Here is a 26,478-nt window from a genome sequence, read left to right on the forward strand (position 1 = left end):
GGCTATTTCAACAAATGCTGGTTTTTTGAATGCATAACGACAAAGATCTCTCTACGTGGCAGACGTTCCGCCGACTGTGGCCAACCATTGCGCCTTTTAAAGCGGGTCTGATCGTGGCGGGCGTAGCGTTAATCCTCAACGCAGCCAGCGATACCTTCATGTTATCGCTCCTTAAGCCACTTCTTGATGATGGCTTTGGTAAAACAGATCGCTCCGTGCTGGTGTGGATGCCGCTGGTGGTGATCGGGCTAATGATTTTACGTGGTATCACCAGCTATGTCTCCAGCTACTGTATCTCCTGGGTATCAGGAAAGGTGGTAATGACCATGCGTCGCCGCCTGTTTGGTCACATGATGGGAATGCCAGTTTCATTCTTTGACAAACAGTCAACGGGTACGCTGTTGTCACGTATCACCTACGATTCCGAACAGGTTGCTTCTTCTTCTTCCGGCGCACTGATTACTGTTGTGCGTGAAGGTGCGTCGATCATCGGCCTGTTCATCATGATGTTCTATTACAGCTGGCAACTGTCGATCATTTTAATTGTGCTGGCACCGATTGTTTCGATTGCGATTCGTGTCGTATCGAAGCGTTTTCGCAACATCAGTAAAAACATGCAGAACACCATGGGTCAGGTGACCACCAGCGCAGAACAAATGCTGAAGGGCCACAAAGAAGTATTGATTTTCGGTGGTCAGGAAGTGGAAACGAAACGCTTCGATAAAGTCAGTAACCGAATGCGTCTTCAGGGGATGAAAATGGTTTCAGCCTCTTCCATCTCTGATCCGATCATTCAGCTGATCGCCTCTTTGGCGCTGGCGTTTGTTCTGTATGCGGCGAGCTTCCCAAGTGTTATGGATAACCTGACTGCCGGTACGATTACCGTTGTTTTCTCTTCAATGATTGCACTGATGCGTCCGCTGAAATCGCTGACCAACGTTAACGCCCAGTTCCAGCGCGGTATGGCGGCTTGTCAGACGCTGTTTACCATTCTGGACAGTGAGCAGGAGAAAGACGAAGGTAAGCGTGTGCTCGAACGTGCGACTGGTGACGTAGAATTCCGCAATGTCACCTTTACTTATCCGGGACGTGATGTACCCGCATTGCGTAACATCAACCTGAAAATTCCGGCAGGAAAAACGGTCGCTCTGGTTGGACGCTCTGGTTCAGGTAAATCAACCATCGCCAGCCTAATCACACGTTTTTACGATATTGATGAAGGCGAAATCCTGATGGATGGTCACGATCTGCGCGAGTATACCCTGGCGTCTTTACGTAACCAGGTTGCTCTGGTGTCGCAGAATGTCCATCTGTTTAACGATACGGTTGCCAACAACATTGCTTACGCACGGACAGAACAGTACAGCCGTGAGCAAATTGAAGAAGCGGCGCGTATGGCCTACGCCATGGACTTCATCAATAAGATGGATAACGGTCTCGATACAGTGATTGGTGAAAACGGCGTGCTGCTCTCTGGCGGTCAGCGTCAGCGTATTGCCATCGCTCGAGCCTTGTTGCGTGATAGCCCGATTCTGATTCTGGACGAAGCTACCTCGGCGCTGGATACCGAATCTGAACGTGCGATTCAGGCGGCACTGGATGAGTTGCAGAAAAACCGTACCTCTCTGGTGATTGCCCACCGTTTGTCTACTATTGAAAAAGCAGACGAAATCGTGGTCGTCGAGGATGGTGTCATTGTGGAACGCGGTACGCATAACGATTTGCTTGAGCACCGTGGCGTTTACGCGCAACTTCACAAAATGCAGTTTGGCCAATGATCGAAAAAATCTGGTCTGGTGAATCCCCTTTGTGGCGGCTATTGCTGCCACTCTCCTGGTTGTATGGCCTGATAAGTGGCGCGATCCGTCTTTGCTATAAACTAAAATTGAAGCGCGCCTGGCGTGCCCCCGTACCGGTTGTCGTGGTTGGTAATCTCACCGCTGGCGGCAACGGAAAAACTCCGGTCGTTGTCTGGCTGGTGGAACAGTTGCAACAGCGCGGTATTCGCGTGGGAGTCGTGTCCCGGGGATATGGCGGTAAGGCTGAATCTTATCCGCTGTTATTGTCGGTAGATACCACCACAGCACAGGCGGGTGATGAACCAGTGTTGATTTATCAACGCACTGGCGCGCCTGTTGCGGTTTCTCCCGTGCGTTCTGATGCGGTAAAAGCCATTCTGGCGCAACACCCTGATGTGCAGATCATCGTAACCGACGACGGTTTACAGCATTATCGTCTGGCGCGTGATGTGGAAATCGTCGTTATTGATGGCGTGCGTCGCTTTGGCAATGGCTGGTGGTTGCCGGCGGGGCCAATGCGTGAGCGAGCGGGGCGCTTAAAGTCGGTTGATGCGGTAATCGTCAACGGCGGTGTCCCCCGCAGCGGTGAAATCCCCATGCATCTGCTGCCGGGGCAGGCGGTGAATTTACGTACCGGTACGCGTTGTGACGTTGCTCAACTTGAACATGTGGTGGCGATGGCGGGGATTGGGCATCCGCCGCGCTTTTTTGCCACGCTGAAGATGTGCGGCGTACAACCGGAAAAATGTGTACCACTGGCCGATCATCAGTCTTTGAATTATACGGATGTCAGCGCGTTGGTAAGCGACGGGCAAACGCTAGTAATGACTGAAAAAGATGCGGTGAAATGCCGGGCCTTTGCAGATGAAAATTGGTGGTATTTGCCTGTTGACGCACAGCTTTCAGGCGATGAACCAGCGAAACTGCTTGCGCAACTAACCTCGCTGGCTTCTGGCAACTAGTTACGCCGCGGCAGCGTTCGATTGATGGAGTCATGAATGTCGCTGCCGCACCTCTCCCTTGCTGATGCGCGTAATCTTCACCTTGCTGCGCAAGGCCTGTTAAACAAACCCCGCCGTCGAGCGTCGTTGGAAGATATTCTGGCAACGATTTCCCGCATGTCCTTGCTGCAAATTGATACCATCAATATTGTTGCCCGTAGCCCATATCTGGTGCTTTTCAGTCGTCTGGGAAATTATCCTGCGCAGTGGTTGGATGAGTCTCTGGCGCGTGGCGAATTAATGGAATACTGGGCGCATGAAGCCTGCTTTATGCCACGTAGCGATTTTCGTCTTATTCGCCACCGCATGCTGGCACCTGAAAAAATGGGCTGGAAATACAAAGACGCCTGGATGCAGGAACATGCGGCAGAAATTGCACAGTTAATTCAACATATTCATGATAAGGGGCCGGTACGTTCAGCCGATTTCGAGCATTCTCGTAAAGGTGCAAGCGGCTGGTGGGAATGGAAGCCGCATAAACGGCATCTGGAAGGTTTATTTACTGCCGGAAAGGTGATGGTGATTGAACGGCGCAACTTCCAGCGCGTTTATGATTTAACCCACCGTGTCATGCCTGACTGGGATGATGAGCGCGATCTCGTTTCGCAAACAGAAGCAGAAATCATCATGCTGGATAACAGTGCGCGTAGCCTGGGCATATTCCGCGAACAGTGGCTGGCAGATTACTATCGGCTGAAACGTCCGGCACTGGCGGCTTGGCGCGAAGCGAGGGCTGAACAGCAGCAAATCATTGCTGTGCATGTTGAAAAATTGGGCAATCTTTGGCTGCATGCTGATTTGCTGCCGCTACTCGAACGCGCGCTCGCCGGAAAGCTCACTGCAACGCACAGCGCGGTACTTTCGCCTTTTGATCCTGTTGTCTGGGATCGCAAACGCGCGGAGCAGCTTTTTGATTTTAGCTACCGGCTGGAGTGCTATACCCCAGCGCCGAAACGCCAGTATGGCTATTTTGTTCTGCCGTTATTACATCGTGGGCAATTAGTTGGGCGAATGGATGCCAAAATGCATCGCCAGACAGGCATCCTTGAAGTTATCTCTCTGTGGTTACAGGAAGGCATTAAACCAACGACAACGCTGCAAAAAGGGTTACGTCAGGCGATTACTGATTTCGCTAACTGGCAGCAGGCAACGCGGGTGACATTAGGACGCTGCCCGCAAGGCCTCTTTACTCATTGCCGCGCCGGCTGGGAAATAGACCCCGTCGCATAAATGATTATGATAAGATTTATGCATTCATAACCCGATCCATCTGGAGGAACTATGGATCATCGTCTGCTTGAAATCATTGCCTGCCCGGTTTGCAACGGAAAACTTTGGTATAACCAGGAAAAACAAGAGCTTATTTGCAAACTGGACAACCTGGCTTTCCCGCTGCGCGATGGCATTCCAGTGTTGCTGGAAACGGAAGCCCGCGTGCTGACTGCTGATGAGAGTAAATCATGAGTTTTGTGGTCATTATTCCCGCGCGCTACGCGTCCACGCGTCTGCCCGGTAAACCATTGGTTGATATTAACGGCAAACCCATGATTGTTCATGTTCTTGAACGCGCGCGCGAATCAGGTGCCGAGCGCATCATCGTGGCAACCGATCATGAGGATGTTGCCCGCGCTGTTGAAGCCGCTGGCTGCGAAGTATGTATGACGCGCGCCGATCATCAGTCAGGTACAGAACGTTTGGCGGAAGTTGTCGAAAAATGCGCATTCAGCGACGACACGGTGATCGTTAATGTGCAGGGTGATGAACCGATGATCCCTGCGACAATCATTCGTCAGGTTGCTGATAACCTCGCTCAGCGTCAGGTGGGTATGGCGACTCTGGCGGTGCCAATCCACAATGCGGAAGAAGCGTTTAACCCGAATGCGGTGAAAGTGGTTCTCGACGCCGAAGGGTACGCACTGTACTTCTCTCGCGCCACCATTCCGTGGGATCGTGATCGTTTTGCAAAAGACCTTGAAACCGTAGGCGATAACTTCCTGCGTCATCTTGGTATTTATGGCTACCGTGCAGGCTTTATTCGTCGTTACGTCAACTGGCAGCCAAGTCCGTTAGAACACATCGAAATGTTAGAGCAGCTTCGTGTTTTGTGGTATGGCGAAAAAATCCACGTTGCTGTTGCTCAGGAAGTTCCTGGTACAGGAGTGGATACCCCTGAAGATCTCGAGCGCGTTCGCGCTGAAATGCGCTAATTTCACTTCACGACACTCCAGCCAATTTTGGGAGGAGTGTCGTACCGTTACGATTTTCCTCAATTTTTCTTTTCAACAATTGATCTCATTCAGGTGACATCTTTTATATTGGCGCTCATTATGAAAGCAGTAGCTTTTATGAGGGTAATCTGAATGGAACAGCTGCGTGCCGAATTAAGCCATTTACTGGGCGAAAAACTCAGTCGTATTGAGTGCGTCAATGAAAAAGCGGATACGGCGTTGTGGGCTTTGTATGACAGCCAGGGAAACCCAATGCCGTTAATGGCAAGAAGCTTTAGTACGCCCGGAAAAGCCCGACAGCTGGCATGGAAAACCACCATGCTGGCAAGAAGTGGGACTGTCCGTATGCCGACTATTTATGGTGTGATGACGCATGAAGAACACCCCGGCCCCGATGTCCTGCTACTGGAGCGGATGCGTGGTGTTTCGGTGGAGGCTCCAGCCCGAACACCAGAACGCTGGGAACAACTCAAAGACCAAATCGTTGAAGCCTTACTGGCCTGGCACCGTCAGGACAGTCGTGGTTGCGTCGGCACGGTCGACAATACTCAGGAAAATTTCTGGCCCTCATGGTACCGGCAACATGTTGAAGTGCTATGGACTACGCTCAATCAGTTCAATAACACCGGTCTAACGATGCAGGATAAGCGGATCCTGTTTCGCACTCGCGAATGTCTCCCGGCATTATTTGAAGGCTTTAACGACAATTGTGTACTGATTCACGGTAACTTCTGTTTACGCAGCATGCTGAAAGATTCGCGCAGCGATCAGTTACTGGCGATGGTCGGACCGGGACTAATGCTTTGGGCACCGCGAGAATACGAACTGTTCCGACTAATGGATAATTCTCTGGCGGAAGATTTGCTCTGGAGTTATCTGCAACGCGCGCCAGTGGCGGAGTCGTTCATCTGGCGGCGTTGGTTGTATGTGTTATGGGATGAAGTTGCGCAACTGGTTAATACCGGACGATTTAGTCGGCGCAACTTCGATCTGGCATCAAAATCACTCTTGCCGTGGCTCGCCTGACGAACCTTTCAGCCACTGCCAGATGCGGCCAAGCGTTTCATAGCCAACACGATCGCTATGCATTAACCAGACTGGAGAAGGGATTGCTCGTTCCCACGGATTAAGCGGCGAGTCGATGGCCAACTGGTTCGCCGGGGCTGGCAGCGGATTTAACCCTTCCTGCTGAAAAAAGATCATCGCGCGCGGCAGATGTGATGCGGAGGTTACCAGCAGGAAAGGGGCGTCACCAATCGCCTGTTTCACTGCCGCAGCTTCTTCTTCGGTATCTTTTGGCAAATCCAGGGTGATAATTTGCTCGCGAGGGACACCCAGCGATTGCGCAACTCTTGCACCTACTTCGGCTGTACTCACCGTATTGGTTTTTGCTACGCCTCCCGTGAAGATCAGCTTTGATCCCGGATTTTCGCGCCATAAGCGAATACCCTCATTCAGACGTGGCAGACTGTTATTGATTAAATTCGAGCTCGGTGCCCATTGTGGGTTCCAGGTATAACCACCTCCGAGTACCACGATATAGTCCACTTTTTGCGAATTATTCCATGTCGGATAGGTGCTTTCGATGGGACGCAGCAGGCGGTCGGCTATCGGTTGCAAACTCAATAACAAGAGCGCCAGCCACCCAAGGCTAATAAAAATCTTCCCGGTTTTTTGAAAACGGCTAAACCACAGCAGCGCCAGGCCAGCGCCAATAATCAACAACATCAGCGGAAGTGGCAGCAGCATACCGCCAATCACTTTTTTCAGTGTAAAAAGCATCCTTTCTGGTTCCTTTTTTGACCATATAGCAAGGGATCGCCAGCGATATTACACCAGACGGGTTCATTCTCGCCGTGGCTGTGACAAAATAGCGTCTTTATCAGAAAACGTCTTAGCCAACCGGTGGAGAAAGCAATGCAGGATCGCAATTTTGATGATATTGCGGAAAAGTTTTCCCGTAACATTTACGGCACCACCAAAGGGCAGCTTCGACAGGCTATTCTGTGGCAGGATCTCGATCGCGTGCTGGCGGAAATGGGCTCGCAAAAACTGCGTGTGCTGGATGCTGGCGGTGGAGAAGGGCAGACCGCAATCAAAATGGCCGAGCGTGGGCATCAGGTCATTTTATGCGATCTTTCAGCGCAGATGATCGACCGCGCAAAACAGGCGGCAGAAGCAAAAGGTGTGAGCGACAACATGCAATTTATACATTGCGCCGCTCAGGATGTTGCTTCGCATTTGGAAACGCCCGTTGATCTGATATTGTTCCATGCGGTGCTCGAGTGGGTGGCCGATCCCCGCAGCGTATTGCAGACCCTGTGGTCAGTGTTGCGTCCAGGCGGTGTGTTGTCGTTAATGTTCTACAATGCGCACGGCTTGCTGATGCATAACATGGTTGCAGGGAATTTTGATTACGTGCAGGCGGGAATGCCGAAAAAGAAAAAACGGACGCTTTCGCCAGATTATCCACGCGACCCGGCGCAGGTTTATCTGTGGCTGGAAGAAGCTGGTTGGCAAATTATGGGTAAGACCGGCGTTCGCGTGTTTCATGATTACCTGCGCGAGAAGCACCAGCAGCGCGACTGCTATGAAGCATTACTTGAATTAGAAACGCGTTATTGCCGTCAGGAACCGTATATTACCCTGGGGCGTTATATTCATGTCACCGCGCGCAAACCGCAGAGCAAGGATAAAGTATGAGTGAATTTTCCCAGACAGTCCCCGAACTGGTTGCCTGGGCCAGAAAAAATGACTTCTCCATCTCGCTGCCGGTAGACCGACTCTCTTTTCTGCTGGCAGTTGCCACGCTGAACGGCGAGCGTCTGGATGGTGAGATGAGCGAAGGCGAGTTGGTGGATGCATTCCGCCATGTGAGTGATGCGTTTGAGCAAACCAGCGAAACCATCGGCGTGCGCGCCAACAACGCGATCAACGACATGGTTCGTCAACGTCTGCTGAACCGCTTTACCAGCGAGCAGGCTGAAGGGAACGCAATTTACCGTCTGACGCCGCTTGGCATCGGTATTACCGATTACTACATCCGTCAGCGCGAGTTTTCGACGCTGCGCCTTTCTATGCAGTTGTCGATTGTGGCGGGCGAACTGAAACGCGCGGCAGATGCCGCCGAAGAGGGCGGTGATGAGTTTCACTGGCACCGTAATGTCTATGCGCCACTGAAATATTCGGTAGCAGAAATTTTCGACAGCATCGACCTGACGCAACGTCTGATGGACGAACAGCAGCAGCAGGTGAAAGATGATATCGCCCAGTTGCTGAACAAAGACTGGCGGGCGGCGATTTCCAGCTGCGAATTGTTGCTTTCGGAAACTTCCGGAACGCTGCGTGAATTGCAGGATACGCTGGAAGCGGCAGGTGATAAATTGCAGGCTAATCTGTTACGCATTCAGGATGCGACGATGACTCATGATGATCTGCATTTCGTCGATCGTCTGGTGTTCGATCTGCAAAGCAAACTTGACCGTATTATCAGCTGGGGCCAGCAATCCATCGACTTATGGATTGGCTACGACCGCCACGTACACAAATTTATTCGTACCGCTATCGATATGGATAAAAACCGCGTCTTTGCTCAGCGGTTACGTCAGTCGGTACAAACCTATTTTGATGAACCGTGGGCGCTAACTTATGCCAATGCCGATCGTCTGCTGGATATGCGTGACGAAGAGATGGCACTGCGCGATGAAGAAGTGACTGGGGAACTTCCTGAGGATCTGGAGTACGAAGAGTTTAACGAGATCCGCGAACAGCTGGCGGCGATCATCGAAGAACAACTTGCCGTGTACAAAACCAGACAAGTGCCGCTGGATCTTGGTCTGGTGGTACGCGAATATCTGTCACAGTATCCGCGTGCACGTCACTTTGACGTTGCGCGCATTGTTATTGATCAGGCGGTACGTCTTGGCGTAGCGCAAGCAGATTTCACCGGACTGCCAGCGAAATGGCAGCCGATTAATGATTACGGAGCCAAGGTACAGGCGCATGTCATCGACAAATATTGAACAAGTGATGCCGGTTAAGCTGGCGCAGGCGCTGGCGAATCCGTTATTTCCGGCGCTGGATAGCGCCTTACGTTCAGGCCGCCATATTGGCCTTGACGAACTGGATAATCATGCATTCCTGATGGATTTTCAGGAATATCTGGAAGAATTTTACGCGCGTTATAACGTTGAGCTTATTCGCGCACCGGAGGGGTTCTTCTATTTACGCCCACGTTCCACCACGCTGATCCCTCGTTCCGTCTTGTCGGAACTGGATATGATGGTCGGGAAAATCCTCTGTTATCTTTATCTCAGCCCGGAACGGCTGGCGAATGAGGGGATTTTCACCCAGCAGGAACTGTACGATGAACTGCTCACCCTGGCCGATGAAGCGAAACTGCTGAAACTGGTGAACAACCGTTCAACCGGTTCAGACGTTGACCGGCAGAAGTTGCAGGAGAAAGTACGTTCTTCGCTCAACCGTCTGCGTCGTTTAGGCATGGTGTGGTTTATGGGCCACGACAGCAGCAAGTTCCGCATTACCGAATCGGTGTTCCGCTTCGGAGCCGATGTGCGTGCTGGCGACGATCCCCGTGAAGCACAGCGTCGCCTGATTCGTGATGGCGAAGCAATGCCGATTGAAAATCATCTGCAACTCAACGATGAAACCGAAGAGAATCAGCCAGATAGCGGAGAGGAAGAATAATGATTGAACGCGGTAAATTTCGCTCACTGACGCTGATTAACTGGAACGGCTTTTTTGCCCGAACTTTTGACCTCGATGAGCTGGTTACGACGCTCTCCGGTGGTAACGGTGCGGGTAAATCTACTACCATGGCGGCGTTCGTTACGGCGCTGATCCCCGACCTGACCCTGCTGCATTTCCGTAACACCACGGAAGCCGGGGCCACCAGCGGTTCGCGCGATAAAGGTCTGCACGGTAAGCTGAAAGCGGGTGTCTGCTATTCGATGCTCGACACCATTAACTCGCGCCATCAGCGCGTGGTGGTCGGCGTGCGTCTGCAACAGGTTGCCGGGCGCGATCGTAAAGTTGATATCAAACCATTTGCCATTCAGGGCTTGCCGATGTCGGTGCAGCCGACACAACTGGTGACCGAAACTCTGAATGAACGTCAGGCGCGTGTACTGCCGCTTAACGAGCTGAAAGACAAGCTCGAAGCGATGGAAGGCGTGCAGTTTAAGCAGTTCAACTCTATTACCGATTACCACTCGCTGATGTTCGATCTGGGCATCATCGCACGTCGTCTGCGCTCAGCGTCTGATCGTAGTAAATTCTATCGTCTGATTGAAGCTTCGCTGTACGGCGGGATTTCCAGCGCCATCACCCGTTCTCTGCGCGACTACCTGTTGCCAGAAAATAGCGGCGTGCGTAAAGCGTTTCAGGACATGGAAGCGGCGCTGCGTGAAAACCGCATGACGCTGGAAGCGATTCGTGTTACCCAGTCTGACCGTGACTTGTTCAAGCATCTGATCAGCGAAGCGACTAACTACGTGGCGGCGGACTACATGCGTCACGCCAACGAGCGCCGTGTTCATCTCGATAAGGCCCTGGAGTTTCGTCGCGAGCTACATACTTCGCGTCAGCAACTGGCGGCTGAGCAGTACAAACACGTCGACATGGCGCGAGAGCTGGCTGAGCACAACGGTGCCGAAGGCGATCTGGAAGCGGATTATCAGGCGGCCAGCGATCACCTGAACCTGGTGCAAACCGCACTACGTCAGCAGGAGAAGATCGAACGCTACGAAGCGGATCTCGATGAGCTGCAGATCCGTCTGGAAGAGCAAAACGAAGTGGTGGCAGAAGCCATCGAACGCCAGGAAGAGAACGAGGCTCGTGCGGAAGCTGCCGAACTGGAAGTGGACGAGCTGAAAAGCCAGCTTGCTGACTACCAGCAGGCGCTGGACGTCCAGCAAACGCGCGCGATCCAGTATAACCAGGCGATTGCTGCGCTTAATCGTGCCAAAGAACTGTGCCATCTGCCGGACTTAACCGCCGACAGCGCCGCCGAATGGCTGGAAACCTTCCAGGCGAAAGAGCTGGAAGCGACCGAAAAAATGCTCTCTCTTGAGCAGAAAATGAGCATGGCGCAAACCGCGCACAGCCAGTTTGAGCAGGCTTATCAGCTGGTGGTGGCAATCAACGGCCCGCTGGCGCGTAACGAGGCGTGGGATGTCGCTCGCGAACTATTGCGCGAAGGGGTCGATCAGCGTCACCTGGCAGAGCAGGTTCAGCCGTTGCGGATGCGCTTAAGCGAACTGGAACAGCGTCTGCGTGAACAGCAAGAAGCTGAGCGTCTGCTGGCAGATTTCTGCAAACGTCAGGGCAAGAATTTTGATATTGATGAACTGGAAGCTCTGCATCAGGAGCTGGAAGCACGCATTGCCTCTCTTTCCGATAGCGTCTCTAACGCCCGAGAAGAGCGGATGGCACTGCGCCAGGAGCAGGAACAGCTGCAGTCTCGCATTCAGAGTTTGATGCAGCGTGCGCCGGTTTGGCTGGCAGCGCAAAACAGTCTCAACCAGTTGAGCGAACAGTGCGGCGAAGAATTCTCCTCAAGCCAGGACGTCACCGAATATCTGCAACAGTTGCTTGAGCGTGAGCGCGAAGCGATTGTTGAACGTGACGAAGTTGGCGCACGCAAAAACGCCGTCGATGAAGAGATCGAACGTTTAAGCCAGCCAGGCGGCTCTGAAGACCAGCGTCTGAATGCGCTGGCGGAGCGTTTTGGCGGCGTGTTGCTGTCAGAAATTTATGACGACGTTAGCCTGGAAGATGCGCCGTACTTCTCGGCGTTGTACGGCCCGTCACGCCACGCTATCGTGGTGCCGGACCTGTCACAGGTAACCGAGCATCTGGAAGGCTTGACCGATTGCCCGGAAGATCTCTATCTGATCGAAGGGGATCCGCAGTCATTCGATGACAGCGTGTTCAGCGTTGATGAGCTGGAAAAAGCGGTAGTGGTGAAAATCGCCGATCGTCAGTGGCGTTATTCACGTTTCCCGGAAGTGCCGCTGTTTGGTCGTGCTGCGCGTGAAAGCCGTATTGAAAGCCTCCATGCGGAACGTGAAGTGCTTTCCGAACGCTTCGCCACGCTCTCCTTTGATGTACAGAAAACCCAGCGTCTGCATCAGGCGTTCAGCCGCTTTATTGGTAGCCATCTGGCGGTAGCGTTTGAGCCTGATCCGGAAGCAGAAATCCGTCAACTGAACAGCCGTCGCGTCGAACTGGAGCGGGCGTTGAGTAATCATGAAAATGATAACCAGCAGCAGCGTATTCAGTTTGAGCAGGCGAAAGAGGGCGTTACGGCGCTGAACCGCATTCTGCCGCGTCTTAACCTGCTGGCTGATGACAGCCTGGCAGATCGCGTCGATGAAATCCGCGAACGTCTGGATGAAGCCCAGGAAGCCGCGCGTTTTGTTCAGCAGTTCGGTAATCAACTGGCGAAACTGGAACCGATCGTTTCGGTATTGCAGAGTGACCCGGAACAGTTCGAACAGTTAAAAGAAGATTACGCGTACTCTCAGCAGATGCAGCGCGATGCCCGTCAGCAGGCGTTTGCCCTGACGGAAGTGGTGCAGCGTCGTGCGCACTTTAGCTACTCTGACTCGGCAGAAATGCTTAGCGGTAACAGCGATCTCAACGAAAAACTGCGTGAACGTCTGGAACAGGCGGAAGCGGAGCGTACCCGCGCACGTGAAGCGTTGCGCGGACACGCAGCGCAGTTGAGTCAGTACAACCAGGTACTGGCTTCGCTGAAAAGTTCGTATGACACCAAAAAAGAGCTACTCAACGATCTGCAACGTGAATTGCAGGATATCGGCGTGCGTGCTGATAGCGGGGCAGAAGAGCGGGCGCGTATTCGCCGTGATGAGTTACATGCGCAGCTGAGCAATAACCGTTCACGTCGCAACCAACTGGAAAAAGCGCTTACCTTCTGCGAAGCGGAGATGGACAACCTGACCCGCAAACTGCGCAAGCTGGAGCGTGATTACTTTGAGATGCGCGAGCAGGTAGTGACCGCGAAAGCGGGCTGGTGTGCAGTGATGCGCATGGTGAAAGATAACGGTGTTGAGCGCCGCTTACACCGCCGTGAGCTGGCTTATCTCTCCGCGGATGATTTGCGTTCCATGTCGGATAAGGCGTTGGGTGCGTTGCGTCTCGCGGTAGCGGATAACGAACATCTGCGCGACGTGCTGCGTATGTCGGAAGATCCAAAACGTCCGGAACGTAAAATTCAGTTCTTCGTGGCGGTTTATCAGCATCTGCGCGAGCGTATTCGTCAGGATATTATTCGTACCGATGATCCGGTTGAAGCTATCGAGCAGATGGAGATCGAACTTAGCCGTCTGACTGAAGAGTTAACGTCCCGCGAACAGAAACTGGCGATCAGTTCCCGCAGCGTGGCGAACATCATCCGTAAAACCATTCAGCGCGAGCAGAACCGCATCCGTATGCTCAACCAGGGCTTGCAGAACGTATCGTTCGGTCAGGTGAACAGCGTGCGCCTCAACGTGAACGTGCGTGAAACGCACGCCATGCTGCTGGATGTGCTCTCTGAACAGCACGAACAACATCAGGATCTGTTTAACAGCAACCGTCTGACCTTCTCGGAAGCGCTGGCGAAACTGTATCAGCGCCTTAATCCGCAGATTGATATGGGGCAGCGCACGCCGCAGACCATCGGTGAAGAACTGCTGGATTACCGTAACTATCTTGAAATGGAAGTTGAGGTTAACCGTGGTTCCGATGGCTGGTTGCGCGCGGAGTCTGGTGCATTGTCGACCGGTGAGGCTATTGGTACCGGTATGTCGATTCTGGTGATGGTGGTACAGAGTTGGGAAGATGAATCTCGCCGCTTGCGCGGTAAAGATATCTCTCCTTGCCGTCTGCTGTTCCTTGATGAAGCAGCGCGACTGGATGCCCGTTCCATCGCCACGCTGTTTGAATTGTGTGAGCGTTTGCAAATGCAGCTCATCATCGCAGCGCCGGAAAATATCAGCCCGGAAAAAGGCACCACCTATAAACTGGTGCGTAAAGTCTTCCAGAATACCGAACACGTTCACGTAGTCGGTCTGCGTGGTTTTGCACCGCAACTCCCTGAAACGCTTCCAGGAACTGACGAAGCGCCTTCCCAGGCGAGTTAAGATTGAGGCGGCAGCGATGCCGCCTTTCCTGTTTCTGAAAACTCCGTTTCTGCACTAAAAAAGTGCCACATTCTGGCGCGCTTTTCTTTAAACTTCTTTACATTAGGTTATGTAAAAACGTATCGGCGTTTATATACTGAAGATAAGCCTGATGAGTAACAGGCTTGCTCGTCATACTTTCGTGAGTATTGGCGTTGTACAGGCAAGTCGTAAAATAACAGCCTGGCTATTCAGAGTATGATAAAAACAGGGGGCAAGGGATGTTGCTTAATATGATGTGTGGTCGTCGGCTGTCGGCAATCAGTTTGTGCGTGGCCGTAACATTCGCTCCACTGTTCAATGCTCAGGCCGATGAGCCTGAAGTAATCCCTGGCGACAGCCCGGTGGCTGTCAGCGAACAGGGCGAGGCACTGCCGCAGGCGCAGGCCACGGCAATAATGGCGGGGATCCAGCCATTGCCTGAAGGTGCGGCAGAAAAAGCCCGCACGCAAATCGAATCTCAATTACCTGCAGGCTATAAGCCGGTTTATCTTAACCAGCTTCAACTGTTGTATGCCGCACGCGATATGCAACCCATGTGGGAAAACCGTGATGCTGTTAAAGCCTTCCAGCAACAGCTGGCAGAGGTGGCGATTGCCGGTTTCCAGCCGCAGTTTAATAAATGGGTAGAGTTGCTGACCGATCCTGGTATTAACGGGATGGCACGCGATGTGGTGCTCTCTGATGCGATGATGGGCTATCTCCATTTCATTGCAAATATTCCGGTCAAAGGCACTCGCTGGCTATACAGCAGTAAACCTTATGCGCTTTCCACGCCGCCGCTCTCGGTGATTAACCAATGGCAGCTGGCGCTGGATAAAGGTCAATTGCCGACGTTTGTTGCAGGACTGGCACCGCAGCATCCGCAATATGCGGCGATGCATGAATCGTTACTGGCCTTACTCAGTGACACCAAACCGTGGCCCCAACTGACCGGCAAAGCAACGTTGCGCCCAGGGCAGTGGAGTAACGACGTACCGGCGTTGCGCGAAATATTGCAGCGTACAGGCATGCTGGACGGGGGGCCGAAAATTACTCTACCTGGCGATGACACGCCAACTGACGCGGTAGTCAGCCCATCCGCTGTTACTGTTGAAACAGCAGAAACTAAGCCGATGGACCAGCAAACTACGTCTCGTAGTAAACCTGCGCCTGTCGTTCGTGCCGCCTACGATAATGAACTGGTGGAAGCCGTTAAACGTTTTCAGGCATGGCAAGGATTGGGGGCAGATGGTGCTATTGGCCCGGCAACGCGTGACTGGTTAAACGTAACGCCCGCCCAGCGTGCTGGCGTGTTGGCACTCAACATCCAGCGATTGCGCTTGCTGCCAACAGAGCTTTCTACCGGGATCATGGTTAACATTCCGGCCTATTCGCTGGTCTACTATCAGAACGGCAATCAGGTGCTGGATTCGCGAGTCATTGTCGGTCGCCCCGATCGCAAAACGCCGATGATGAGTAGTGCCCTTAACAACGTGGTGGTAAACCCGCCGTGGAACGTACCACCAACTCTGGCACGCAAAGATATTCTGCCGAAAGTGCGCAATGATCCTGGGTATCTCGAAAGCCATGGCTATACGGTGATGCGCGGCTGGAACAGCAGAGAAGCGATTGACCCATGGCAGGTTGACTGGTCTACAATCACGGCCTCGAATTTACCGTTCCGCTTCCAGCAGGCTCCAGGCCCACGGAACTCGCTGGGGCGCTATAAATTCAATATGCCGAGTTCAGAGGCCATTTATTTGCATGACACGCCGAACCACAATCTGTTCAAGCGTGATACACGCGCATTGAGCTCAGGCTGTGTACGAGTGAATAAAGCTTCCGATCTGGCGAATATGCTGTTGCAGGATGCAGGCTGGAATGACAAACGTATTTCTGATGCGCTGAAGCAGGGCGATACGCGTTACGTCAATATTCGGCAGTCGATTCCGGTGAATCTCTACTATCTGACGGCCTTTGTTGGTGCAGATGGTCGTACCCAGTATCGTACAGATATTTACAATTATGATCTGCCTGCGCGATCCAGCTCGCAAATCGTATCGAAAGCGGAACAATTAATCAGGTAAATGAAGTAGTTCGGGGAAATCAGTTGTCGTAATAATTAGCATGATTGGGGGCAATTCTCTGCAGCCCCCGTCACTGCTGGGGTTGAGTCATCTTGACGTCTGCTTTACAGGCGGTTAAGGTGCCTCTTGTGCGCCAGAAGTGCATATAAACGATAACATTGACCTGTAGACTTGATTATCATGGACAAATTCGACGCTAATCGCCGCAAACTGCTGGCGCTTGGTGGCGTTGCACTCGGTGCCGCCATCCTGCCGACCCCGGCATTTGCAACACTCTCTACCCCACGCCCGCGCATTTTGACACTCAATAATCTTCATACCGGAGAGTCAATCAAAGCGGAGTTTTTCGATGGCAGAGGCTATATTCAGGAAGAATTGGCAAAACTTAACCATTTTTTCCGCGATTACCGCGCGAACAAAATAAAGTCCATCGACCCAGGATTATTCGACCAGTTGTATCGCCTGCAAGGGTTGTTAGGCACCCGCAAACCGGTGCAACTCATTTCCGGTTATCGTTCCATTGATACCAACAATGAACTACGCGCCCGCAGCCGTGGAGTAGCGAAGAAAAGCTATCACACTAAAGGCCAGGCGATGGATTTCCACATTGAAGGTATCGCGTTAAGCAATATTCGCAAAGCCGCGTTATCTATGCGCGCAGGTGGTGTAGGATATTACCCACGTAGTAACTTTGTGCATATTGATACCGGGCCAGCACGGCACTGGTAGTAATCGCTTAACGAAACAGGGGCAGTATGAACTATCGTATTATTCCGGTCACCGCATTCTCCCTGAACTGTTCATTGATCTGGTGTGAACAAACCCGTCTGGCCGCACTGGTCGATCCTGGCGGCGATGCGGAAAAAATCAAACAGGAAGTTGATGCCAGCGGCCTGACACTGATGCAGATCCTGCTGACTCATGGTCATCTGGACCACGTTGGCGCAGCGGCGGAACTGGCGCAACATTACGGCGTGCCGGTTTTTGGCCCGGAAAAAGAAGATGAGTTCTGGCTGCAAGGCTTGCCTGCGCAAAGTCGTATGTTTGGTCTGGAAGAGTGCCAGCCGCTGACGCCAGATCGTTGGCTGAACGAAGGCGATACCATCAGCATAGGGAATGTGACTTTACAGGTGTTACATTGCCCTGGTCATACGCCGGGTCATGTGGTGTTTTTTGATGATCGGGCAAAACTGCTGATTTCTGGCGATGTTATTTTCAAAGGCGGAGTAGGGCGCAGTGATTTCCCGCGTGGCGATCATAATCAACTGATTTCTTCAATCAAAGATAAATTGCTGCCACTGGGGGATGATGTGACATTTATTCCGGGTCACGGACCATTATCCACACTTGGTTATGAGCGCCTGCATAATCCCTTCCTGCAAGACGAAATGCCCGTCTGGTAAAGGCGCATAAAAAAGCCCGCTTTTCAGCGGGCTTCATTGTTTTTAACGCTTACAGCACTGCCACAATCGCTTCGCACAGCGGAGCCATATTATCTGGTGTCATCCCGGCCACGTTTACGCGACCAGAAGCAACAGCATACACGCCAAACTCTTCGCGCAGACGCAGCACTTGTTCTTTTGTCAGGCCACTGAAGGAGAACATGCCGTTCTGTTTGATGATAAAGCTGAAGTCGCGGTTTGCGCCTTTTTCCTGCAGCGTATTGACGAACAACTGACGCATACGCTGAATACGCTGGCGCATATCAGTCAGCTCTTGTTCCCAAATCGCACGTAACGCATCGTTGCTCAGGATGGTGGCAACAACAGAAGCGCCGTGTGCTGGTGGGTTAGAGTAGTTAGCGCGAATCGCCGCTTTCATTTGGCTGAATGCGCGATCAACGGTCTCACTGTCAGCAGCAACCAGAGTACAAGCGCCAACACGCTCGTTGTACAGGCCAAAGTTTTTAGAGTAGGAACTAGCAACAATCAGCTCTTTATGCATAGCCGCGAAAGCGCGCAGTCCTTCAGCATCTTCTTCCAGACCACGGGCAAACCCCTGGTAAGCGAAGTCAAACAGCGGTAACCAGCCTTTCTCAACGGAAAGTTGTGCCAGTGTCTGCCATTGTTCCAGCGTAGGGTCGATACCGGTTGGGTTATGGCAGCAGCCATGGAACAGCACTACGTCGCCAGCCTGAGCTTCGTTCAGGCTGTTAATCAGTGCATCGAAGTCAAGGGTGTGATTTTCCGCATCATAATAAGCGTATTCACGAACTTCCAGACCTGCAGAGTTAAAGACGCTCTTATGGTTCGGCCAGCTTGGGTTGCTCACCCACACACGCTTAACGCTGGTATTTTTTGCCAGGAAATCGGCAGCCACGCGTAGTGCGCCAGTGCCACCCGGAGTCTGTGCCGTGCGAGCACGTTTGTCATTGATCAGGGCGCTACCTTTACCAAACAGCAGTTCCTGAGTGCAGCGACCAAATTCAGGGATGCCGTCAATGCCGAGGTAATTTTTGGTGGTTTCATTTTCGAGCAGATACTGTTCAGCCTTTTTCACGCTGGTCAGTACCGGGGTTTTGCCCGTCTCATCTTTATAGACACCAATCCCGAGGTTAATTTTGCCGGGACGTTCATCGGCACGAAACAGATCGGCCAGGCCCAGAATCGGGTCGGCAGGAGCGGCGGTAATGTTCTCAAACATGACGAGGTTCCATTATGGTTACAGAAGGGAAGTCCGCTATCAGGGTAACGGGAGATTTACAAAATTCCAACTATTACTGATGAAAACGCAGGCTGTTTTTGCAAGACGTGAGATTGCTCTGGAAGGCATAAAAAAAACAGGACCAAAGTCCTGTTTTTTCGGCATTTAACAAAGAGGTGTGCTATTAGAACTGGTAAACGATACCCACAGCAACGGTGTCGTCTGAACCTACGCCCAGTTTGTTGTCAGAATCGATCTGGTTGATGATGTAGTCAACATAGGTGGACATGTTTTTGTTGAAGTAGTAGGTTGCGCCCACTTCAAAGTAGTTCACCAGATCAACATCACCGATACCTTCTACGTCTTTCGCTTTAGATTTGGTGTAAGCGATGGACGGACGCAGACCGAAATCGAACTGGTATTGCGCAACTAACAGAACATCTTGCGTTTTGTTGGCGAAGCCGCCTTCAATTGGCGTAGCGTTACGGGTTTCACCGTAGTTCGCTGCCAGGTAGATGTTGTTCGCGTCATACTTCAGACCAGTTGCCCACTGTTCAGCTTTTTTACCCTGACCGCGGAATTCGGCTTCCTGGGCGTCGGTACGGTCTGCTGCACCGTAAGCACCTACGATACCAAAGCCTTCGAATTCGTAGCTGATAGAGCCACCGACGCCGTCGCCGTTGGAACGCTCAGGAATACCAGCACGTTCGTTTTTGCCCAGGTACTGAACGGCAAAGTTCAGGCCGTCAACCAGACCGAAGAAGTTGGAGTTACGATAGGTAGCAACGCCGCCTACACGACCAACGAAGAAGTCATCGCTGTATGCCGTGTCACCGCCAAACTCAGGCAGCATATCGGTGTAACCCAGTGCGTCGTAAACCACACCGTAGTTACGACCGTAGTCGATAGAACCCGCATCAGCGAATTTCAGACCTGCGAATGCCAGACGAGTTTTGTTACCTTTCTGGGCATCAGCGCCTTCAGAGTTGTTACCCTGGAAGTTATATTCCCACTGACCGTAGCCGGTCAGATCGGAATTGATTTGTGTTTCCCCTTTAAAACCAAGACGGGCATAAGTTTTGTCGCCGTTTCCGCCGTAACTGTTTACACCATTGTCTTTAGAAAAATAATGCAGACCGACAGCTTTACCGTACAGATCTACTTTGTTGCCATCTTTGTTATAGATTTCTGCAGCGTTTGCAGTACCTGCTACTAACAGAGCAGGGACGATCACTGCCAGAATATTGCGCTTCATCATTATTTATTACCCTCATGGTTTTTTTATGACACCTGCCACTGCCGTCAATAAGTTCTGTCAATAAAAATTTACGGAACTATTGATGAGAGTTTGGTGTCTTTATGTGTCTGCAGGCATCTTTCCATTCAAACTAACGTTTCGCTACCGTGAAAGTGCTACAAAGATAAAGATTTGGTTTCAAAAAGAAAAAATATGTAACTAAAAGTAAAATTTAAGGAACTTTGTGAACACCGTCATATTTCCATAGAAGCGTGATGATATTTACAGCAATTTTTATCTATTTATATGATTTCCTTATATTTAAATTAACTAAAAGGAAATTTTGTTTCTGATAGAAACTTTATCGACCTGACACTAAATCCTCGTTCAGACATCCAGAACGCCAAAAAATAGTATGAAAATTGTGCTATCAGCTAAGAAAAAACTAATCCGCAATAAGAATGCGGATTATTTTTTGTGCGCAAATGTTGCAGTGTAATATTCCGTAACAGGATGATCGTTATGGCGGGGTTGCAAATAGATTGCTTGACTTAACAAACAGATAACTTGACAGAAAGGATAAAAAAAGAGCCAGCGGGTGCTGGCTCTTGAAGACGCTAAATTAGAAGCTGGCGTTACGCGGAGTACGTGGGAACGGAATCACATCACGCACGTTTTGAACGCCAGTTACGTAAGCAATCAGGCGTTCAAAACCAAGACCGAAACCGGAATGCGGAACAGTACCGTAGCGACGCAGATCGCGATACCACCAGTAATCTTCTTTATTCAGGCCCATTTCCAGCATACGCTCGTCCAGCACGTCCAGACGCTCTTCACGCTGAGAACCACCAATGATTTCACCGATGCCCGGAGCCAGAACATCCATAGCCGCAACGGTTTTACCGTCTTCGTTAAGGCGCATATAGAACGCTTTAATATCTTTCGGATAGTTTTTAACCACTACCGGTGCTTTAAAGTGTTCTTCTGCCAGATAACGCTCATGCTCAGAAGAGAGATCGACGCCCCAGTAAACCGGGTTTTCAAACTTCCTGCCGCAGTTTTCGAGAATGGTCACTGCGTCGGTGTAATCCACCTGCGCGAAATCGGCCTCAATAAAACGTTCCAGACGTGAAACGGCATCTTTATCTACGCGTTCAGCGAAGAATTTCATGTCGTCAGCGCGTTCTTCGAGAACCGCTTTGAAGACATATTTCAGCATGGCTTCAGCCAGACCCGCGATATCGTTCAGGTTAGCAAACGCCACTTCCGGCTCCAGCATCCAGAATTCCGCCAGGTGACGGCTGGTGTTGGAGTTTTCAGCACGGAAAGTCGGGCCGAAGGTATAAATTTTGGACAATGCGCAAGCGTAGGTTTCGCCGTTCAACTGGCCAGATACGGTCAGGAAAGACTCTTTACCAAAGAAGTCTTTGTCGAAATCCACTTTGCCCTGATCGTTACGCGGCAGGTTTTCCAGATCCAGCGTAGAAACGCGGAACATTTCGCCAGCCCCTTCGGTATCAGACGCAGTAATCAGTGGCGTTGAAACCCAGAAGAATCCCTGCTCGTTAAAGAAGCGATGCAGCGCCTGCGCCAGCGTATGGCGAACGCGCGCGACGGCACCAATCAGGTTTGTGCGCGGACGCAGGTGAGCGACTTCACGCAGATACTCAATGCTGTGGCGTTTTGCCGCCATCGGGTAAGTGTCTGGATCTTCAACCCAACCAGCAACTTCAACCTTGCTGGCCTGAATTTCAAATTGTTGCCCCTGTCCTGGCGACGCCACGACTTTACCCGTCACAATGACCGAGCAACCGGTGGTCAGACGCAGAACGTCTTCATTGTAATTGGGCAGAGAATTATTGATGACAGCCTGTACAGGATCAAAGCAGGAACCGTCATAAACGGCGAGGAAGGAGATGCCAGCTTTTGAATCTCGGCGGGTACGTACCCATCCGCGCACGGTGACTTCGCTGTCAACGGCTACGCGGCCCTGGAGTACGTCGGCTACAGGCACAACGCTCATAATATTCTCTCTGTTAATAGTCGGAAAAAATAAACACTTGTCCACCCGTAAATGGGGGGATACCTATGTTACCTGGCATCTGCAATCAGACAAGCAGAATTCGCAAATGCAGCGAAAGATTTCGGAATTAAAGGTAAAAAAAGGGAGCCGATTAGCTCCCTGATGATATTAACTGGCTTTTTTAATATGCGGAAGGTCGAACGCTTTGCGCAGCGCCCGAACAAACGCTTTATCGTGGCAGATAGTTTTGCCAGGGCTGTCAGAAAGTTTCGCCACCGGTTTACCGTTACACTCAACCAACTTAATGACAATATTCAGGGGTTTTACCTGGGGGATATCGCAGGTCAGGCGAGTCCCAATACCAAAACTTAATTGCACACGGGAGGAGAAGTGGCGGTATAGCTCAACCGCTTTGCGTAAATCCAGATTGTCAGAGAAAACCAGCGTTTTACTCTGCGGATCAATTCCCAGCTTCTCATAATGTGCAATGGCTTTTTCACCCCATTCAACCGGGTCGCCGGAGTCATGACGCAAGCCCTGATAGCGGCTGGCAAATTCTACGCCGAAATCTCGCAGGAAAGCATCCATGGTAATACAGTCGGTTAACGCAATGCCAAGTTGGTCGGGATATTCTTCCAGCCAGGCAGCAAGTGCAGCTCGCTGGCTGTTGGCAAGATCCGGACTGATTTGCTGATGCGCCTGGAACCATTCGTGTGCTTGTGTTCCCATTGGCGTGAGGGAAAGCCGACGCGCCAGATCGTAGTTGCTGGTGCCTACGAACCAGGATTCCTGTTGCAGACGTTTCACGATGGTTTCTTGTACTTCGCGAGAAAAACGGCGGCGGGTGCCAAAATCCATCAGATGGAAGCGCGACATATCAAGATCGGCGGTTAATGCCGAGAAGTCGACTAATTTGCTTTCCAGCGTGTCGAGGGCTTGCGCGACGTCAGCCTGCGGTGAGCGATAGCGATGCACCATTTCACTGATAACCGCCAGCAAAGGAACTTCCCAGAGGATGACTTCACGCCACGGGCCGCTTAAACGAATATCCAGCTTGCCATTATCATTGGACACGGTGACTTGTTCCGGGTTAAAGCGGAATTCGCGTAGCCAGTTAAGATAGTCGACCTTAAAGAAAGGCAGGGCAGAGAGCCACTGATATTCATCATCCTGCAGGCGCAGGTGCTGCATCGCCTGAACCTGTTCACGAATAGCATCGGCATAAATACCCAGCAGATCGTCACCTCGGCAACGAAACTCCGCCGCGACATGCACATCGTAATAGTGATGAAACACGGCTTGCTGCATATGCAACTTATAAGCATCTGTATCCAGCAACGAGTGCAGAACAGGAGAAGCGAATTGTGTCATAGGTGCGCAGTAGCGTCCTCGTACAGGAGCGTTTAGTACAATAAACATCTTCAGGAACTGCTGGAGTATACCTTGTTTCGTAATTTATTGAACCCCGATCACACCATATGTCACCTTTCTGGTCGATGGTATTGCGCTGCGTATGTTATAAAAATGTAGCAATAAAGGCGTTTGTACCTGAAAAGATGAAGATTCTGCATAGCGCGATTTACGCAACAGGAATAGACTGAACACCAGACTCTATAAAAGATGCTAAAGGTTATTTATGACTCAACAGCCACAAGCCAAATACCGTCACGATTATCGTGCGCCGGATTACCAGATTACTGATATTGACTTGACCTTTGACCTGGACGCGCAAAAGACGGTCGTTACCGCGGTCAGCCAGGCTGTCCGTCATGGTGCATCAGATGCTCCGCTTCGTCTTGATGGCGAAGATCTTAAACTGGTTTCTGTTCATATTAATGATGAGCCGTGGACCGCCTGGAAAGAAGAAGAGGGCGCACTGGTCATCAGTAATTTGCCGGAGCGTTTTACGCTTAAGATCGTTAATGAAATTAGCCCGGCGACGAATACCGCGCTGGAAGGGCTTTATCAGTCAGGCGATGCGCTTTGCACTCAGTGTGAAGCCGAAGGTTTCCGCCATATTACGTATTATCTTGACCGCCCGGACGTGCTGGCGCGTTTTACCACCAAAATTATTGCCGATAAAACCAAATATCCCTTCCTGCTTTCCAACGGTAACCGCGTTGCGCAAGGCGAACTGGAAAACGGACGTCACTGGGTACAGTGGCAGGACCCGTTCCCGAAACCGTGCTACCTGTTTGCGCTGGTGGCAGGTGACTTTGATGTACTGCGCGACACCTTCACCACGCGTTCTGGTCGCGAAGTGGCGCTGGAGCTGTACGTCGATCGCGGCAACCTTGATCGTGCGCCGTGGGCGATGACCTCGCTGAAAAACTCCATGAAATGGGATGAAGAACGCTTCGGCCTGGAGTATGACCTCGACATCTATATGATCGTCGCGGTGGATTTCTTCAATATGGGCGCAATGGAGAATAAAGGTCTGAATATCTTTAACTCCAAATATGTGCTGGCCCGTACCGACACTGCGACCGATAAAGATTATCTCGATATTGAGCGCGTTATTGGTCATGAATATTTCCATAACTGGACCGGTAACCGTGTGACCTGCCGCGACTGGTTCCAGCTCAGCCTGAAAGAAGGCTTAACCGTGTTCCGCGATCAGGAGTTCAGCTCTGATCTTGGTTCCCGCGCAGTAAACCGTATCAACAACGTGCGCACCATGCGCGGGTTGCAGTTTGCGGAAGATGCCAGCCCGATGGCGCACCCGATCCGCCCGGATATGGTTATTGAAATGAACAACTTCTACACCCTGACCGTTTATGAGAAGGGCGCGGAAGTGATTCGCATGATCCACACTCTGCTGGGCGAAGAAAACTTCCAGAAAGGGATGCAGCTCTATTTCGAGCGCCATGATGGCAGTGCGGCAACCTGCGACGACTTTGTTCAGGCGATGGAAGATGCGTCAAATGTCGATCTCTCCCATTTCCGCCGTTGGTACAGCCAGTCCGGTACGCCGATTGTGACCGTCAAAGACGACTACAATCCAGAAACTGAGCAGTACACCCTGACCATCAGCCAGCGCACGCCAGCTACGCCGGATCAGGCAGAAAAACAGCCGCTGCATATTCCGTTTGCCATCGAACTGTATGATAACGAAGGCAAAGTGATCCCGTTGCAGAAAGGCGGTCATCCGGTCAATTCGGTGCTGAACGTCACCCAGGCGGAACAGACCTTTGTCTTTGATAATGTCTACTTCCAGCCGGTGCCCGCACTGCTGTGCGAATTCTCTGCGCCAGTGAAACTGGAATATAAGTGGAGCGATCAGCAACTGACCTTCCTGATGCGTCATGCGCGTAATGATTTCTCCCGCTGGGATGCGGCGCAAAGCCTGCTGGCAACCTACATCAAACTGAACGTCGCCCGTCATCAGCAAGGGCAGCCGCTGTCTCTGCCGGTGCATGTGGCTGACGCTTTCCGCGCGGTGCTGCTCGATGAGAAGATTGATCCGGCGCTGGCGGCAGAAATTCTGACGCTGCCTTCCGTCAATGAAATGGCAGAGCTGTTCGATATCATCGATCCGATTGCTATTGCCGAAGTGCGTGAAGCACTCACCCGTACTCTGGCGACTGAACTGGCGGATGAGTTGCTGGCTATTTACAACGCGAATTACCAGAGCGAGTATCGCGTTGAGCATGAAGATATTGCAAAACGCACTCTGCGAAATGCCTGCCTGCGCTTCCTCGCTTTTGGTGAAACGCATCTGGCTGACGTGCTGGTAAGCAAGCAGTTCCATGAAGCAAACAATATGACCGATGCGCTGGCCGCGCTTTCTGCGGCGGTTGCTGCACAGCTGCCATGCCGTGACGCGCTGATGCAGGAGTACGACGACAAGTGGCATCAGGATGGTCTGGTGATGGATAAATGGTTTATCCTGCAAGCCACCAGCCCGGCGGCGAATGTGCTGGAGACGGTGCGTGGTCTGTTGCAGCATCGCTCATTTACCATGAGCAACCCGAACCGCATTCGTTCGTTGATTGGCGCGTTTGCGGGCAGCAACCCGGCAGCGTTCCATGCCGAAGATGGCAGCGGTTATCAGTTCCTTGTGGAAATGCTTACTGACCTCAACAGCCGTAACCCGCAGGTGGCATCGCGCCTGATTGAACCGCTGATTCGCCTGAAGCGTTACGATGCCAAACGTCAGGAGAAAATGCGCGCGGCGCTGGAGCAGTTGAAAGGGCTGGAAAATCTCTCTGGCGATCTGTACGAGAAGATAACTAAAGCACTGGCTTGATACTTTTGAGCCCAAATGCCGGA

Annotated in this window: 19 protein-coding genes; 14 read left to right on the forward strand and 5 right to left on the reverse strand. The window is 51.7% G+C overall.

Going from position 1 to position 26,478, the window contains the following annotated elements; all coding sequences use genetic code 11:
* Positions 1-29 precede the first annotated feature (29 nt).
* The 6 genes from msbA (at position 30) to BEB54_RS05140 (ending at position 6,054) form a co-directional block, all read left to right on the forward strand.
* The gene (gene msbA, locus BEB54_RS05115) at positions 30-1,778 is read left to right on the forward strand and encodes a lipid A ABC transporter ATP-binding protein/permease MsbA (RefSeq protein ID WP_032183861.1); all 1,749 of its coding nucleotides are present in this window, start codon (positions 30-32) and stop codon (positions 1,776-1,778) included.
* Positions 1,775-2,761 carry a tetraacyldisaccharide 4'-kinase gene (gene lpxK, locus BEB54_RS05120; protein WP_032183862.1) on the forward strand — a complete coding sequence of 329 codons (987 nt, stop codon included), beginning with the start codon at positions 1,775-1,777 and terminating at the stop codon, positions 2,759-2,761. Before msbA ends, lpxK begins: the two co-directional genes overlap by 4 nt.
* Before the next feature lie 36 nt (positions 2,762-2,797).
* The gene (ycaQ, locus tag BEB54_RS05125) at positions 2,798-4,030 is read left to right on the forward strand and encodes a crosslink repair DNA glycosylase YcaQ (RefSeq protein WP_105277070.1); all 1,233 of its coding nucleotides are present in this window, start codon (positions 2,798-2,800) and stop codon (positions 4,028-4,030) included.
* 51 nt (positions 4,031-4,081) lie between these two features.
* Positions 4,082-4,264 carry a protein YcaR gene (gene ycaR, locus BEB54_RS05130; protein ID WP_000350058.1) on the forward strand — a complete coding sequence of 61 codons (183 nt, stop codon included), beginning with the start codon at positions 4,082-4,084 and terminating at the stop codon, positions 4,262-4,264.
* On the forward strand, positions 4,261-5,007 hold the full coding sequence (gene kdsB / locus BEB54_RS05135; protein ID WP_105282146.1) for a 3-deoxy-manno-octulosonate cytidylyltransferase: 747 nt from the start codon (positions 4,261-4,263) through the stop codon (positions 5,005-5,007). Before ycaR ends, kdsB begins: the two co-directional genes overlap by 4 nt.
* A gap of 153 nt (positions 5,008-5,160) precedes the next feature.
* The gene (locus BEB54_RS05140; RefSeq protein WP_105277071.1) at positions 5,161-6,054 is read left to right on the forward strand and encodes a YcbJ family phosphotransferase; all 894 of its coding nucleotides are present in this window, start codon (positions 5,161-5,163) and stop codon (positions 6,052-6,054) included.
* On the opposite strand, the gene elyC is transcribed toward BEB54_RS05140, so the two are convergent.
* A complete protein-coding gene (gene elyC / locus BEB54_RS05145) occupies positions 6,031-6,810 on the reverse strand; it encodes an envelope biogenesis factor ElyC (protein WP_032183863.1) in 780 nt (259 codons plus the stop codon). The two genes, BEB54_RS05140 and elyC, sit on opposite strands and share 24 nt — an antisense overlap.
* Positions 6,811-6,945: 135 nt before the next feature.
* Here elyC and cmoM point away from each other — a divergent pair, with 135 nt between their 5' ends.
* From cmoM to gloC, 7 genes are all read left to right on the forward strand, one after another.
* Entirely contained in the window at positions 6,946-7,731 is a 786-nt protein-coding gene (gene cmoM, locus BEB54_RS05150) for a tRNA uridine 5-oxyacetic acid(34) methyltransferase CmoM (RefSeq protein WP_001360537.1), read from the forward strand.
* On the forward strand, positions 7,728-9,050 hold the full coding sequence (gene mukF / locus BEB54_RS05155) for a chromosome partition protein MukF (RefSeq protein ID WP_001288850.1): 1,323 nt from the start codon (positions 7,728-7,730) through the stop codon (positions 9,048-9,050). Before cmoM ends, mukF begins: the two co-directional genes overlap by 4 nt.
* Complete coding sequence (gene mukE, locus BEB54_RS05160) at positions 9,031-9,735, forward strand: chromosome partition protein MukE (protein ID WP_001295347.1); 705 nt, start codon at positions 9,031-9,033, stop codon at positions 9,733-9,735. The genes mukF and mukE overlap by 20 nt, the downstream gene beginning before the upstream one ends.
* Positions 9,735-14,195, forward strand: a complete 4,461-nt coding sequence (gene mukB / locus BEB54_RS05165; RefSeq protein ID WP_105277072.1) for a chromosome partition protein MukB — start codon at positions 9,735-9,737, stop codon at positions 14,193-14,195. Before mukE ends, mukB begins: the two co-directional genes overlap by 1 nt.
* A gap of 260 nt (positions 14,196-14,455) precedes the next feature.
* A complete protein-coding gene (gene ldtD / locus BEB54_RS05170; RefSeq protein ID WP_032183865.1) occupies positions 14,456-16,303 on the forward strand; it encodes a L,D-transpeptidase in 1,848 nt (615 codons plus the stop codon).
* A gap of 180 nt (positions 16,304-16,483) precedes the next feature.
* Positions 16,484-17,032 carry a YcbK family protein gene (locus tag BEB54_RS05180; protein ID WP_001295932.1) on the forward strand — a complete coding sequence of 183 codons (549 nt, stop codon included), beginning with the start codon at positions 16,484-16,486 and terminating at the stop codon, positions 17,030-17,032.
* 26 nt (positions 17,033-17,058) lie between these two features.
* On the forward strand, positions 17,059-17,706 hold the full coding sequence (gene gloC / locus BEB54_RS05185; RefSeq protein WP_105282147.1) for a hydroxyacylglutathione hydrolase GloC: 648 nt from the start codon (positions 17,059-17,061) through the stop codon (positions 17,704-17,706).
* Between the two features lie 49 nt (positions 17,707-17,755).
* On the opposite strand, the gene aspC is transcribed toward gloC, so the two are convergent.
* The 4 genes from aspC to pncB form a co-directional block, all read right to left on the reverse strand.
* Positions 17,756-18,946, reverse strand: coding sequence for an aspartate transaminase (gene aspC, locus BEB54_RS05190; RefSeq protein WP_000462687.1), 1,191 nt, complete (start codon positions 18,944-18,946; stop codon positions 17,756-17,758).
* Between the two features lie 184 nt (positions 18,947-19,130).
* A complete protein-coding gene (ompF, locus tag BEB54_RS05195; protein WP_000977905.1) occupies positions 19,131-20,204 on the reverse strand; it encodes a porin OmpF in 1,074 nt (357 codons plus the stop codon).
* A gap of 601 nt (positions 20,205-20,805) precedes the next feature.
* On the reverse strand, positions 20,806-22,206 hold the full coding sequence (asnS, locus tag BEB54_RS05200) for an asparagine--tRNA ligase (RefSeq protein WP_000117881.1): 1,401 nt from the start codon (positions 22,204-22,206) through the stop codon (positions 20,806-20,808).
* Between the two features lie 168 nt (positions 22,207-22,374).
* Positions 22,375-23,577 (reverse strand): nicotinate phosphoribosyltransferase, encoded by a 1,203-nt coding sequence (gene pncB, locus BEB54_RS05205; protein WP_088541650.1) that lies wholly within the window; start codon positions 23,575-23,577, stop codon positions 22,375-22,377.
* A 265-nt stretch (positions 23,578-23,842) separates the two neighbouring features.
* On the opposite strand from pncB, the gene pepN reads away from it, so the two are divergent.
* Positions 23,843-26,455, forward strand: a complete 2,613-nt coding sequence (pepN, locus tag BEB54_RS05210) for an aminopeptidase N (protein WP_105277073.1) — start codon at positions 23,843-23,845, stop codon at positions 26,453-26,455.
* Positions 26,456-26,478: the final 23 nt, after the last annotated feature.

It is taken from the genome of Escherichia sp. MOD1-EC6021 (genome assembly GCF_002965245.1).
Classification (GTDB): Bacteria; Pseudomonadota; Gammaproteobacteria; order Enterobacterales; family Enterobacteriaceae; genus Escherichia; species Escherichia coli_F.

What these genes read in the sequence shown, in the direction of transcription:
- msbA (WP_032183861.1), top strand. Translation starts at nt 30, where the DNA reads ATGCATAACGACAAAGATCTCTCTACGTGGCAGACGTTCCGCCGACTG.
- lpxK (WP_032183862.1), top strand. Translation starts at nt 1,775, where the DNA reads ATGATCGAAAAAATCTGGTCTGGTGAATCCCCTTTGTGGCGGCTATTG.
- ycaQ (WP_105277070.1), top strand. Translation starts at nt 2,798, where the DNA reads ATGTCGCTGCCGCACCTCTCCCTTGCTGATGCGCGTAATCTTCACCTT.
- ycaR (WP_000350058.1), top strand. Translation starts at nt 4,082, where the DNA reads ATGGATCATCGTCTGCTTGAAATCATTGCCTGCCCGGTTTGCAACGGA.
- kdsB (WP_105282146.1), top strand. Translation starts at nt 4,261, where the DNA reads ATGAGTTTTGTGGTCATTATTCCCGCGCGCTACGCGTCCACGCGTCTG.
- BEB54_RS05140 (WP_105277071.1), top strand. Translation starts at nt 5,161, where the DNA reads ATGGAACAGCTGCGTGCCGAATTAAGCCATTTACTGGGCGAAAAACTC.
- elyC (WP_032183863.1), bottom strand. Translation starts at nt 6,810, where the DNA reads ATGCTTTTTACACTGAAAAAAGTGATTGGCGGTATGCTGCTGCCACTT.
- cmoM (WP_001360537.1), top strand. Translation starts at nt 6,946, where the DNA reads ATGCAGGATCGCAATTTTGATGATATTGCGGAAAAGTTTTCCCGTAAC.
- mukF (WP_001288850.1), top strand. Translation starts at nt 7,728, where the DNA reads ATGAGTGAATTTTCCCAGACAGTCCCCGAACTGGTTGCCTGGGCCAGA.
- mukE (WP_001295347.1), top strand. Translation starts at nt 9,031, where the DNA reads ATGTCATCGACAAATATTGAACAAGTGATGCCGGTTAAGCTGGCGCAG.
- mukB (WP_105277072.1), top strand. Translation starts at nt 9,735, where the DNA reads ATGATTGAACGCGGTAAATTTCGCTCACTGACGCTGATTAACTGGAAC.
- ldtD (WP_032183865.1), top strand. Translation starts at nt 14,456, where the DNA reads ATGTTGCTTAATATGATGTGTGGTCGTCGGCTGTCGGCAATCAGTTTG.
- BEB54_RS05180 (WP_001295932.1), top strand. Translation starts at nt 16,484, where the DNA reads ATGGACAAATTCGACGCTAATCGCCGCAAACTGCTGGCGCTTGGTGGC.
- gloC (WP_105282147.1), top strand. Translation starts at nt 17,059, where the DNA reads ATGAACTATCGTATTATTCCGGTCACCGCATTCTCCCTGAACTGTTCA.
- aspC (WP_000462687.1), bottom strand. Translation starts at nt 18,946, where the DNA reads ATGTTTGAGAACATTACCGCCGCTCCTGCCGACCCGATTCTGGGCCTG.
- ompF (WP_000977905.1), bottom strand. Translation starts at nt 20,204, where the DNA reads ATGATGAAGCGCAATATTCTGGCAGTGATCGTCCCTGCTCTGTTAGTA.
- asnS (WP_000117881.1), bottom strand. Translation starts at nt 22,206, where the DNA reads ATGAGCGTTGTGCCTGTAGCCGACGTACTCCAGGGCCGCGTAGCCGTT.
- pncB (WP_088541650.1), bottom strand. Translation starts at nt 23,577, where the DNA reads ATGACACAATTCGCTTCTCCTGTTCTGCACTCGTTGCTGGATACAGAT.
- pepN (WP_105277073.1), top strand. Translation starts at nt 23,843, where the DNA reads ATGACTCAACAGCCACAAGCCAAATACCGTCACGATTATCGTGCGCCG.